The sequence below is a fragment of the Enterococcus sp. DIV1059_2 genome (assembly GCF_051713685.1).
In the GTDB taxonomy this organism is placed as follows: domain Bacteria; phylum Bacillota; class Bacilli; order Lactobacillales; family Enterococcaceae; genus Enterococcus_D; species Enterococcus_D casseliflavus.
In genome coordinates this window covers 194,045-207,273 of record NZ_JBIOQK010000002.1, presented here as the reverse complement: position 1 = coordinate 207,273, position 13,229 = coordinate 194,045, and the positions used below count along the sequence as shown (strand labels likewise).

The window sequence follows — 13,229 nt, the reverse complement described above, 5'->3', positions numbered from 1 at the left end:
ATTAGACTAAAAATCTGAGTTGTCTCTATCACAAAAAGTGCAAACAACATATAATTTCTTGTACTTGGAGCATTATTCAGAAAGATGTCGAATCCATTTCCAATGAAAATCAGAACGCTGTATCTAGCAAGTTTTGAAATGGTGTATTGGATGAATTCAGAAGTTGTTTTTAGAGGAGATTTTTTGTGTAGGTTGTAATTCATTGCTAGCTCGAGCAACAAAATACCAATGAAAATATTGAGACAAGCATGAGGCGGTCCATAGACGAATACCACCAATCCTGTAAGAAGGGCTAATAGTTCGTCCTTCCAATCAGGAGTGGTTACAAATAGCGTATACAAGAAGGTCCTCCCCCTTTCTAAGTAATGTCGTTTGTTTTAAAGGTGTACGGGAAAACCATTTGTTTGATTACTGGAGTTTTATCTCCGAGTTTCCTTAGAATTGTTTTGATATAAACTTTATTTAAAGGAGCTACTATGTTTGAACCAAATTCGAATTCTGTTGAAAGTGATTCATCATAATATAGATGGTGTTCTACGAGGTCAGTTAAATCTGTCTCAGATACATCAGCTGGGATTGCTTCTGGCATCTGAATGATTTGGAAGTTTTGTGAGGGGTTTGAAGTTGATAACTCTGAAACAAATTGAGTATCTTTTTCTGAATAAAGATGATATTGAAGGTCTATTCCCTGAAAACCATAAGCAAATACTCTCTCATTATTGTTTTCAAACCAATAGGGTTGACTAAACAAGATACGTAGTTCGGTAATCTCTGTTTTTTCAAAGGAAAAGAATAGATTCTCCGCATTTTCTATTGGAATAGGTGTTTCTATATCATTAACTAGTTTGGTTGGAAAGTTTTGAAGTCTTGCCCACTGGTCTCCGTATCCCCGATAGAAGACATCTTCTATCGTCATAGAGCCTAATGGATATGGTGTGATTGTGAGGACATTTGAATAGAGATTATTTAATCCCTGTGTTGGTACTTTGATATGTATTTCTCCGAAAACCTTTGTAACACATTCCTCTTTCTTGAATGTGCTGTTTCTAATCCAATAAGTTTCTTTTTTTCTATCTACTATTGAAGCTAGTCCTTCACTAGATACGTCTTGATAAACTCTCTCTTTAGTTTCACCGTTAAGCGAGGCAGTATCATTGGTTTCTCTAGCATAGACTTCCAAGCCTTGAGGTAAGAAGACTTCTCCTGAATCTGTTTGGTAGCTAAGTTTTGAAGTGATATTCGTAGGAAATGTCGTAGCGATACCATAATTAGAATCAATATAAGCCTGTTGCATGGAGGCGTTCAACTTTATTCCCTTTGTATCATAAAATGAACGAAGAACTCTCATTTCATTTGCCTTGTAACCCTCAAGATTGTATCGGTCTTGAAGTTCTTTTACTTTCATTTCGAGTTCATATAGCTTTTTCTGAAAGAAGTGATGTTCTCTCAAAACGATATCCATATTGGTTTCTATCTTCATTTCATTTGAATTCAACACATCAAACAAAGAAGCTATATCTTTTTGTATACTTGTAACTTTGGAATTGAACTCTTTAGATGAGCTAGGACCCTTGTGAAGGTTTCTCGTTCTGGTACTTTCTAATTGCAAAAGTTACTTACCTCCTTTAATAGATGACTTCAAGAAAGTAGTTGATTCTTCTAAGCTATCTATTTTTGATTTAATTCCAACATTTAGCCCTGGTAAAGATACTGAAGTTTCCTCTAGATTCTTAATTAGGACTTCTTGAATTTGAATTGTTGTTGCTTCCAAGTTCTTGGGCTGATAATGAGGATAAATCCTCAAATTTATTTTTTGGTTTTCAGTACAATAAATCTTGTGGTCTACGTAAACAAAGTCGGAAGAAGGAAAAACTACAGTTTTTAAATCTGGTCCTGTCCGATTGATATCGTCTACTCCAAATTTTACTGCATCACAATTGCCTTTTATTTTCTTCAACTTTAATCTTATATACAGAATATCTCCTGGCTTTACAGTCACCGATTGAGAAATAAAAGCGGGGTCCAGATTTCCGTCTGACGACACCTGAATTCCACCGTCTACAGATGTTTTAACCACTCCATTAGACGTTGTCCATACGCTATCTAAAATATTTTGGGAAATACCAGCAAAGCCTGCTAAGCTGCAGTAGTGCCCTGCGGTACCAATATTTGTAGTAGCTTTTGTTCCTTCCCCAAAAAGAACAAGGTCAAAATTATCTTCCTCATTTTGAACCTGTCCCCTCTCTCCTTCCTTCTCACCACCAATCCTTTGCACATAATAAAGGTCATGGCTCATACCCATAGTAATGTTTATGAAATCCTCTCTAGAAGTAACGCCTCTATAAGGTGCATGGATTTTTTCAGTTGTCGGACGATGTTTTCTTAGTAGTTTATTATTAGTGAATGAGGTATTATTTGGCATTAGCTGAACTCCAATCGATATGATTTTATAACTGGTGAGGGAATATTTTCGCCATTCTCTCGTTCTAAATAAGCTCTTATTAGCATTGCTGGTTCCTTATCTAAAGCCAGTTCATCTGCGTAATCATAATAAAGGTCAAATGGAAGCCCAGGAAGTGCGAAGTTGGTTAATATCTCAATTCCTTCCGAGGTTTTTCTTGTACTAAATACTGAATGGTCATTTTGCTTTGTATTATATTTTAAGTCGAAAAGAGGAATTTCTTGGAGGGGTTTAGAGGAAGAATACGAATAGGTAGCTAAAGATTGAGGATTGAATCCTAACGAAAAATTCATACCTGCTGCTGAAGTTGCATTCTTACCATTGATAAAAATTGCTATTTCATTCCAGCCAGTTTTAAAAGCAATGTTAACAGTTTTTTTCTCTCCTGGAGAACCTTCAAAGATGATATCTCCATTAACAAAAAGTGCAAATGGGTCGGAAGAGATGGGAGCTGTTGAGATAATTATGTCGTTACTCTCGTTGTAAAAACCGGCTTTACACAAATATTTACCAGTTTGTTCGTCAGTCCAACCTTTTAAAACATCGCCAGACTTTGAGTTGTTCATTAGAGAGTATCTAAGTTTAGTTCCATCATGTACTTTCTTCCAGTCTTCTATTGAAGGAATACTATCAACATCTTTGCTTGGAAACGATGATATCTCCCATGAATCACGTCCTGTATATAGCTTTAAACTACCATCGATGATTGCTTTATCTGGAATGTATTGAGTCACTTTATTTCCAGTATTGGTAGAAAGCCTATAAATAGGTATGCCATTAGTAACTAACCCCTCCGCTTCGGACTGAACAATTGAGTATTCAGAAGGGAAGAACATTTTTAAACTCTCATTTCTTTTAATATTAGAAAACTGTAATATCTGTGGTTCAGTTGGATTAATTCTTTCTATTGGGTCTAATGGATGCCAGTCATAGTTATCATCCTCTTGAGGTAAGGCTACTTCATATCTTATTGAAGTCCCTGTTGGAACAACTTCATTTACACTTAATCTGACCTTATCAATGCGATAGTTTTCTGAAGCATTTTTTAAAGACAATGGTTCACTTTGAAATAACCCTTTACTCGGATATTGCTTATTGTAAAATTGAACTTTTTTCAAACCAAATAAATACATGAAATTATAACTATCTGTTGCAGGAAGAATCTCATCAGATTCAATTTTATCCATGATTATTCTGACGGCTTTCATATTCATAGAAGGAAATTGAACTGAGTAACTGTCTTTCACTTCCACTTTCTCTTGGTTATAAGGAATCTCATACCAAGAATATCCATCATTTGTAAATTCTACTTTTGTGAAAAATCGCTTTATACTCATGAAATCAATGTCTATTTTATTAACTGTATAAGATTTATCGAATTGAATTTCTACAAGTCCAGTTAGTGAGCGGTTCTCTTTCAGTATGTATTGTTTCTGCCAAACCGTATCAGAATTATCCTTTAAAACATCTTGTAAACTTCCTGTTAGAACTGCATCCTTCTTGTCAGGAATAGATTCAGCGATTGAAAATTGTGTTTTGGCATCAGGATAGATTCTTGAAGAGGTGTTTTTTTCCTCCACTAAACGAACTTGTTTTTCTTTTGTATCAACGAATATATCTGAAGAAACCTTTTTGTCTACTTTGGATAATTCATCAAAAGTGTCGTAAGCATAGGCAAGATACCCACTAGAGTTATATGACATAATTTTTTGTTTAAGTTCGTTTTCTATCGACGAAATTTCTGTAGCCAATTTTTCTTTTTCAACTTCAAAATTACTTTGGTATTTGTTTAATAGTTTGTGAACATCAATAATGTTGTCGTACAAAATACTTAAATCATCATGTATTGAGTTATTATCTTTGTTTATACGTCCTGAGGAAATAATTTCTGTTGTTCGATAAGGTTTAAATTTGTATTTTGGCTGACTGAGTTTTTGGTCCCTCATCGCCATATTCAATCTCCAGATAAACTCCTTAGAGTCTGGTAAAATACCTCTTTGTAAGGAATCTTGGAGTATTCCCTCTGTGATTTGATTCAATCTTTTATTGTGAATACTCATAGAACATCCTCCTTCTTAACAATACGTAGTGCAACATCTTCAAGTATTGGAGTTGTCGTTTCATAATCAATACCATCAGGCCTGCTAAGCGAAACTCTGAATCTTACGCTATTTGGTTTTTCTTCCGTTTTTAATAGCTTCTTATGTATTTGAAATGAACTTGCTAAATCAACTTCATTCGCATTTAGTTCATATATCTTAGGAGGAAACTTATCGTCAACCGGTTCCTGATGCATCGGACTAATTCGGTGCCAATTTACATCATCAAAGGAAACTTCATACTTAATCCAATCATTCGATTCAGAAATTATTTTCATATACTCTAAAGGGATTTTTTCATTGGCATAAAGCATCACTTTAGCAATCTCACCATCAATCTCGTACTTTTGAGAAACAAATGAGGATTTGGGTTCAAAACGGTAACTCATTATATTGATATCTCGCAAGGCGATTACATGTCTCCAACCTTGGTCTGTGGCAACAATCTCTTTTTTGTAAACGACAGACTCACCATTTAGTGAACGAGAATACTCTCCTGTTGGTTCATCTTTTAATTCTTCAACCTTAGGAATTTGTGTCCAATATTCTTGATTCTTTGTACGGACCTTATATACCTCTTGACCAATAGTCTCCGTATAACTTTCTGTTTGGTCAAAAACAAATTCAACGAAGCGTGCTTCTCTGGCTTTAAATCCCCATACTCCCTGACCTGTGAATTTTGCGTCAGCGGCGTTATTTGAATTATCAAAAAGGTCTTCAACCTTGTAAGTTTCTGGTGTTTCATTCAAGTCTTTATCGATAACAAAATTATCTTTTTCAAAAAGTCCCTCATACTCAAATCCATCTTTTGAAGTTCTTATTGAATAGACGTTAACTCTGTTAGTAGAATTTGCAGGATAGTATGGATTTACGTTAATCCAGTTTATAGTTTGCACTTTGTCTAGTTCCACAACAACCTTGAGTCGTAGTCTGGTTCCCATTTTGTTTCCTTTAATCCACTCAAAATCATATCTTTTATTCTGATTTATAAAGTCAGTAGGAACATTAACCATTTGGTATTCAAATATAGTGTCGCTACGATTGTCTAAGAGCACGTCTGGCGCATCATTGCTTACGGTAGCGTTACTATTAAGAAATATGTATTGGCTGCTCTTAGAGCCGTTCTCATCGGTAATTTGAATACGTCTAGCGATGTGGCCAGTCCCCGCCTCCCCATTTCCTTCCAAAGAAGCAATCCTTGCATTTTCAGATATGTTCTCTGTCTTGCTTCTAGCTAATGTCAGGACTCCTTCTGTAGAAGATACTTGAGCAGATGATATACCATCTAGTTGAAAATCAGAATCCTGGCTCTTTGGATTCTCAAAGCTTTCTTTGAAGTACAAATTCGTAATATTTTGTTCATTTGAAATTAGATTCAAATCGCCCACAAGACTATTCAGTCCACTAATCTCAGAAAGTAATCTCTTCTTCTCCGAATGCATATAGTTGTAAGTATCTGTAATGAATTTACTAGTATTATCATGTTCTTTATACATAATATTTACATCAGCCGATATTGTATCCATTGTTTCAATAAAATCTTCGACGAATGGAACTTGGTGTCTATCTACAAGCTTTCGCTTATATAAGGGAGAACCAATATTCTTTATGTAATCTTGATAGTACTCTTCTATTAGTAGTCTTAAATCTTCTTCATCTACACTAGTTTGTAAGTCTTTCTTTGCTTTCTCAACTATATAAGCTAACTGGTTATCGTGTATTGTAGAGCGAAGATTAAATTTTGCTTCTGCCATACTCCCACCCCTATTTTACGGTCTTAAATTTTATTGAGTAATTTAGTAACTCTGGTGTTGCAGCTATCTCCGATGAAGAATTCCGTCTTAATATTGCTTTCATTCTAAAGTTAGTAGCTAAGTAATCATATTCGATTTCAATTGTCGCATTTCCATGAGTGTGTTGATGGTTTTCTGCTATCTGAGCTGCGTTAAAAGTTTCAGTAAATACAACCTTGTTCTTCCATTGATAGTAATCAAAAGCTGTGTAAAGGTCATCTGGGTCCAGTGAGTAATCTTTCATTTCTGACCAGCTTTTATCTTTGTATAAGGTCTTATTATAGGTGTAAATTTTTTCTGTTTCAGAAAATGGGAAAACAGTTTGTAGACGTGTATTTCTAGGACCTGCTATACTCCCATCAATTAGTTTTACAGAAATCGGCTGGTATTCACTAGTGTTTGGATTGTAATCCTCCATACTGTTAATCATCTCGTAGTCAATATATGGATAGTATGACAGTTGAATTGTCTTGTTATAAGCAGTACCTTCAAAAGTCTCTTTTGCTCTTCTTACGTCTGATTTGAAGTCGTCAAGAGCAATGGTCCATGGATTACGCTTAGTAGCGTCAGGTTTATAATCCGCTGTATAAATATGATGAGGAGACATATTTTTTAGAGAGACAGTGGAGGAATTAATAATAACGAATTCATCTTTCGATAAAGCTATCCCATTTTTGTACAACTTAATAGTTTGTACCTCGCTTGGAAATCTCAGAATAGCTTGAATTCCATTAAAAAATAATCTTTCTCCAACAACATTAATCTGTCCTTGAGGTAGAATTGAAATCCAATCGCCTTGACTCGGGTTATCTTTATAAGAAATGTAATATTCGATTGATGTTTGTCTAGTTGAAGCAACGCCTCCTACACTATCAAACACAGGATGATTCTCATTCGTTACTAGTTCTATTTCTTTAACATTACCTACTACCTCTATTGGTTTAGTTACTAGAGCCTGTCTTTCAGCAAAATTTTGATACTCTAATGCTACTTCTTTAATCCCCATCATATACTCAAACATATTGGTTGCTGTTACATTTTCTCCGTTACCCGTAGACATGCTAGACACATCTGCTGCTTTGCCAGGTGTTTGAATTGAAGGATTAACTGTTGATGTATCAGTATTAAATAGTAACGCCCCACCATTTACTGCAACATCTGATAAAGTAGACTGAGAATTAGCAGGCTTGTCAGCTGTAAGCTTCCCAGAATTCGTATTTGTTGATTTAAATAAATCTTGTACAGATTTAGTTGCCATTAAAATACCTCCTTAGTAGCCACTTGTCCGTTATGAATTGCAACAACATCTGCGACTGAACCTGAATAGGCTATTGTTTGTTTAGATTGAACATTTGGGTTGTAGGTTGATGTTATAGTCTGACTAAAGTTTTGTTTATCAACAAGTAACGAATTAACCTTTTCAGCTGTTCCCCATTGTTGAGAAATAGTTGTATCTTCCTGCTTATCTGAATCAAGGTTCACACCGTATAACACAGCTTCTGATAAGTAATTTATAGTCTGATAGGAATTCTGTATGGCATTATTTTGAGCTAAAACAAAAGTAAGTCGACGTGCAAAAATGGGAACGGCTAATTTAATAGCCATAGAATAGCTATCTTGATATACATTAACGTGGTCAAGGTTAATCTTTTTCGCATTTTGATAGGTCGTAGTATCTGACTCGTAAACCAGGGAAAGCAGCTGCATAGGTTTAGTCGTATGCAAATTAAGTGCGATAGAAGAAATCGGCCCAGCTTTTCCTAAGAGAATAGAGAACTTAGTGAGAAACGAGCCACTTACTTTCTCTTCTTTAGTTAAATCCGTTTCGTATACAGGGGAAGGGTTTGAAATATTACACTTTTCCCAAACGATAGTTTGTGCTGACTGTACGATTTCAATTCCCGTAGTTATTCCAGAGGAATTAAAGTCGGTCTTAAAATCATAGCCGTTTGGGTCAATTTTTTGTCCTTCTAATGGCCATTGATAAGGATAATGGTCTACTAAACGAATAAATATATCGTCGAGTATGTACGCTAATTCTTTACCTGCAGTAATAACTGGGTAATCCTTAAATGTACTGCCTGCAGCGTAATAAATGTTTTCAAGATAAACAGTTACCTTTTTATTTACATCTAAAGGATGAGAATACTCGATTTTCCAAGGTTCGAAATAGTCGGCTTTAGAAATGGAATATGCTTTTTCAATGTAGTTAAATTTATCTGTCGCCATTAATTAATCACCTCGGGATTTATTGATACATCATCTACAGAATTGTTTGGTTTCAATGCCACTGAATACCAAAAACTTTGATTATTTCCATCAATAATGTTTTCAATCTCATAACTATCAGTATTATTTTGAATTGTATATGGAGACTGATACAAGATTTTTACTGTAGCTGTTCTATTCCCCTCTTCATCTTCTAGTAAATTTATCCGAACCGTTTCCGATAATCTTGCATAATAATGGTGAAAAGTTCTTGATACTGAAGCAGGAGTAAGAATCATCCCATCTCTGTCTGCCCATAACTGTGACGATACTTGTGCAACATCCGTTTCTATATATTTTGCTTCTTGGTTAGGGTCGAAATTGTATGAGCTTACTACCAGCCCCTCTTCCCCTTCCTTTTGCATATCTAACTGAGCAACTTTTTGTTTTAGCTTGTCCAAATGATTTTTTATATCTTCAAGATTACCTTCAAAAATTCGTTCGTAATTTTGAGATAAACCTTCTAGTTGATTTTGCTCCAGAAACAAATGGATTAAATCTATTTGAACATTTGAATAAAACTCATTAAATTGTTCTGCAGTAATTTTTTCACTCAGTTTTACTGCTTTAGATTGCGGAGATTCTTTTTTTGCTACATTGTCAATTAAACGTTTGAACTCTTCTTCAGTTAGATTTTGAATTATCATCGTTTCCTGATTTTCGTTGATTACTTTCATGATTTCTCTTGCATCAACTGAAGGTAAAGTTCTCAAATAGTCATCAAAATAGGCCATTAATCCCACCCTTTCACAGAAATTATTTTATCGTCAAAAATATTGGTTCTGACTCTTACTTTGTCTAAGTCTCCCTTAATGGAGATTGAATTCATATAAATATACGAGCCACAATTATCACTTAGTCTTAGTTTGTTTATCTTCTTATTCAATGTAACTGGCGAATGTGAGTAAATGTAAACTAGCTTGTCTCCACTTCTTACTCCAATTCTTCCAGATAAGAGCATCGCTCTTTTTATTTCGCCAGATTTAGATTCATATTTTCCGTATTGTTTTATACCGTATTGAAATCGACTGTATCTAGGAATAAGTATCCCCTCCTGGGCAAATAAATAGAGGCTCTCCGGAGAGAAGCCTCTTTGAAAAATTAACCAGTCTAATAGGTTATGTCAATTGCTTTCAGCTGGCCGAAGATAATTTGCGACCTATTTATCAACTACTGGTTTAGCAATTGGCTCTAACGATTTGATAATTTTATCTGCTACCAACTGTTTCAAATTTAACGGATTATATGTTTCAGATTCTTCTTTTGTTAGCTGAATAGTTCCAGACATAACACTGAGATTTAATCCATCATATCGAATATCACATTGGAACCCGGCAGCAACACTAATAAGTTCATCAGTGTTTAAATCATAGTTAAAGTCAGTGGAATGTAAGATTAATTTTACGTTCATTTATTTTCCTCCAAAGGGGATACTTCCCCGAAAATTGAACTGTAGGCTATGCAGCTGTAAGGACGTTTCTAGAAATGTTTTCTATTACGGCTTTTGCTAAATCGCCAACAGCAAAGCTCTTAACTTCTTCTGGAGTCAAAAGCACTTGTCCATCGAAATGCCCTGTTTCAATTTGATTATCTAAAATCCGACAATTGAAAAAGACATTAATGTTAGATACTTCGTCACTATCTCCTGAATAGTTAAACTGTAGATTATTGACCGTGAATTTGCTCGTTTTCATAGACTACTTCTCCTTCTCGTGCAATAGTTAGTTCGTGAATTTGTCTTTGTAAATCTGAAACTTGAATTTGTAAATCATTGTTTTCTTGAGACATATGTTGTACTTGGCTTGACCAATTCTCAATTTCTTCTTGATATTGAAGCTCTTGTGCTTTTAACAAAACAATCTGATTTGCTAAAGAACCAATTTCAGCATTGTATGCTTGAAATGCCTTTTCAGAATTTATCTGTTTGTCCAATATTAGCTCTCCTCGATTCCTTTATAGAAATTCCCAAGAACATTCTTTTTGATTATGGCTTTCATATCAATCAAAGTCATAGACGAAAAGTCACTTTCACTGATAAATACATGCCCATCAATATGAGTCTTATCTTCAAACTTTGATATGAATGAAATTTTGTAATTACCAGCTGGTTGTCTTGAGTTCGAATTAATTACAAGCTCTTGAATTTCATTTGTAAAGTTAAATTTCGTCTTTTCTATAATAGCTTTTTTCATGTCAATAATTCTCATCGTTGCTACCTGAGCTTCTGTACAATTAATTTCTCCTTTAACATACGTTTTATCTGGATAAGTAACTGTAAAGGTAATTTTATAAGTACCGTCATCAAGACGAGAGTTAGTATTAATAAGGATTTCATTCATTGATTATTCCCCCTGTAGTTCCTTGATTTGTCTTTGCAAGTCTAAATTTATTGATTTTTGTTCTGCTAAATGTTCTTCATGTTTTCTAATACTTGGTATGAGAAGTGTCCATAATCGGTCGTAGGCTATACCTTCAATTTCTCCAGTTTCATCATTGTAAGAGAGATAATCATGAAGCCCTGCATCCTGTAGGTCCTCTGCTATTAAACCAAAATACTTTTTGGCAACTAATGAATCCTCAGATTTAGTCACACCTTCTGTCATCTCATCGGCAAGTTCTTCAATTTGTCGTTTATCAAACCAAGATTTTGGTTTAACAGTGAGTAAATTAGATGAGAGTTGGTCTGCATCTACAATATCCGCTATCGACAGTTTATACTTAGAAGCTGAGGTGGAACGCCCTATTGTTCCTTGGCTAGTTACAAACATATTTACAGCATCAGAATACGTCCGGTCGTAGAGTCCACGTCCAGCCCAAATACGGGGGCTATTATCAGTTCCTATACCAAAGTTCGCCGTTTTTGTGTTGTTATGTTCAAAAACAATACTGGGATTTTGATTCAACATTATTCGATGTAAACCATTTTCGAGTTTTTCATTTAATTGCCATGTTGTCCATGTTGGATGGACCCTTATACGTGGCACAATAATTGCATTCCCTTGAAAATCTGCTTCTCCTTTGAAAACTGTAGGTCTATAAAAATTTACAAATCCAGTGCTTCGAGCACCTAATGAGATATTTTTGCCTGGTGCAGCCTCTATATCCGTGTTTCCACTAGAACCTGAAGCTTCACTCGCTAAAATTCTCGCATACCCACCAATATAAATATCGTTAGCGAGGTCTAGAGAACCTTGCTCCCATATTTTACCAATCCCTACACCATTTTTTCCCCAAGACATTGCTACTTCTGAGGTTGTTATCATTCCTCCTGAAATGGTAGTTTGATTTAGGGAATCTCTAACTACTATTTGCCATGGATAGGAAGTCAGTTTTGAAAACGAGTAAACGGAGTTTGCAGTTTTCTCATTAAGAAAGCTAAACGTGCCAGCTGTGTTACTATAAGCCGTCTTGGTTAATCCTGCGTAAGTGGTCCAGGCTGTATCACTCTTTGAAGTCTTATACTGAAACTCTATTGATAATGTGTTTTTCCCAGAAAATGAAGAAAATTTACCTGCCCTACTTACTATCAACTGTGACCCGAATCCATCTTCATCCCGCAAAATTGTTGCTGTAGTTATATCCGGGGAACTATAGGCTGTAATTGTCACAGCAACAGATTTCGTAGCAATTAACCCCCTCCCATCTATTACAGTAGCAGTACAAGTCAAGGACCCCGTTTTACTAATATTTGATGCCGTTGCTGTAGATGTATTCCAAGATTGTCCATTAAAGTTCAAAGATGTTTGAGATACCGTACTACCTAAACTGGCAGTCGGTGAATTTACAGTAAACTTTATTTGGCTCAAGTATTGAAGATAAACTGAAGCACCTAATACTGTATTTACAGTAGCGTTAAGGTCAGCTACAGAAATACTACCTATCGATGGCTTTATAGATGAGGGAATCATTAAACTAATCGGAATTTGCTTGGAACCTATTGTTGTACTACCATTTTTTGTTACTACCGTTATTGTTCCTCTTCCGGTCATTGCTTTAGGGATTTGCGAGGCGAAGTCTGATGATTTAGGGGTATAGGTAACTGAGGTTGTAGCAGCTGTAGATATGGTCACATTTTTGTTACCAAAAAGCATTGTGACGGTATGAGTAAAAGCGCTAGAAGCTCTAGGTAAGCTGATAGTAAATGCACTATCCATATTACAAGTTGATGGAGAAACAGCTGGGGTTGTCGCTCTAGGAATAGTGTTTAAAGAGTACGAACCACTAGTCGTTACCTTTCCTAGCTTTCCTCCATGCCACTGAATACCTGTATAGTCAACCGATGCTGTAATATTGAACGATTTAGTACCATCAGCATTATGCCCGACCGTTACAGTTTTGGTGAATAATGTTTTAGGTGCATCTCCCGGAGAGATATTGACATTAACTGATTTTGATTCACTTGTTCCATTTATATTGATAACGGCGGTTTTGTTATACCACCCGCTTGCTTCACTATAATATTTGTTGGCTTTCAATTTGAGGGTGGCAGTCACACTCGATGTATTGTTCGCTACATTTTGTGTGGCTGTCCACGATAACTCAATTGTAAAAGCACTATTATTCGTGAAGGTTGTTGAACTACTTCCTGAAAGTGCCATTAATATTAAT

General features: G+C 35.4%; 13 protein-coding genes. All 13 read right to left on the bottom strand.

Going from position 1 to position 13,229, the window contains the following annotated elements; genetic code table 11:
* The coding region (locus IGI72_RS19140; protein ID WP_438755357.1) for a hypothetical protein at positions 1–341 on the bottom strand (341 nt) is incomplete at its 3' end.
* A 17-nt stretch (positions 342–358) separates the two neighbouring features.
* Complete coding sequence (locus IGI72_RS19135) at positions 359–1,609, bottom strand: hypothetical protein (RefSeq protein ID WP_438755356.1); 1,251 nt, start codon at positions 1,607–1,609, stop codon at positions 359–361.
* Between the two features lie 3 nt (positions 1,610–1,612).
* Positions 1,613–2,422: a hypothetical protein gene (locus tag IGI72_RS19130; RefSeq protein WP_438755355.1), complete on the bottom strand. Its 810-nt coding sequence runs from the start codon at positions 2,420–2,422 to the stop codon at positions 1,613–1,615.
* Positions 2,422–4,521 carry a hypothetical protein gene (locus IGI72_RS19125; protein WP_438755354.1) on the bottom strand — a complete coding sequence of 700 codons (2,100 nt, stop codon included), beginning with the start codon at positions 4,519–4,521 and terminating at the stop codon, positions 2,422–2,424. The genes IGI72_RS19130 and IGI72_RS19125 overlap by 1 nt, the downstream gene beginning before the upstream one ends.
* Entirely contained in the window at positions 4,518–6,314 is a 1,797-nt protein-coding gene (locus IGI72_RS19120) for a hypothetical protein (RefSeq protein WP_438755353.1), read from the bottom strand. The genes IGI72_RS19125 and IGI72_RS19120 overlap by 4 nt, the downstream gene beginning before the upstream one ends.
* Positions 6,315–6,324: 10 nt before the next feature.
* A complete protein-coding gene (locus tag IGI72_RS19115) occupies positions 6,325–7,611 on the bottom strand; it encodes a hypothetical protein (protein ID WP_438755352.1) in 1,287 nt (428 codons plus the stop codon).
* Entirely contained in the window at positions 7,611–8,582 is a 972-nt protein-coding gene (locus tag IGI72_RS19110; protein ID WP_438755351.1) for a hypothetical protein, read from the bottom strand. The genes IGI72_RS19115 and IGI72_RS19110 overlap by 1 nt, the downstream gene beginning before the upstream one ends.
* Complete coding sequence (locus tag IGI72_RS19105; protein WP_438755350.1) at positions 8,582–9,355, bottom strand: hypothetical protein; 774 nt, start codon at positions 9,353–9,355, stop codon at positions 8,582–8,584. The genes IGI72_RS19110 and IGI72_RS19105 overlap by 1 nt, the downstream gene beginning before the upstream one ends.
* A gap of 425 nt (positions 9,356–9,780) precedes the next feature.
* Complete coding sequence (locus IGI72_RS19100; protein WP_086373409.1) at positions 9,781–10,032, bottom strand: hypothetical protein; 252 nt, start codon at positions 10,030–10,032, stop codon at positions 9,781–9,783.
* Positions 10,033–10,078: 46 nt separating this feature from the next.
* Positions 10,079–10,315: a hypothetical protein gene (locus tag IGI72_RS19095; protein WP_086373410.1), complete on the bottom strand. Its 237-nt coding sequence runs from the start codon at positions 10,313–10,315 to the stop codon at positions 10,079–10,081.
* Positions 10,287–10,553, bottom strand: a complete 267-nt coding sequence (locus IGI72_RS19090; RefSeq protein ID WP_086373411.1) for a hypothetical protein — start codon at positions 10,551–10,553, stop codon at positions 10,287–10,289. The genes IGI72_RS19095 and IGI72_RS19090 overlap by 29 nt, the downstream gene beginning before the upstream one ends.
* A gap of 2 nt (positions 10,554–10,555) precedes the next feature.
* On the bottom strand, positions 10,556–10,960 hold the full coding sequence (locus tag IGI72_RS19085) for a hypothetical protein (RefSeq protein ID WP_413155982.1): 405 nt from the start codon (positions 10,958–10,960) through the stop codon (positions 10,556–10,558).
* A 3-nt stretch (positions 10,961–10,963) separates the two neighbouring features.
* Entirely contained in the window at positions 10,964–13,219 is a 2,256-nt protein-coding gene (locus tag IGI72_RS19080; RefSeq protein ID WP_438755349.1) for a DUF859 family phage minor structural protein, read from the bottom strand.
* Positions 13,220–13,229: the final 10 nt, after the last annotated feature.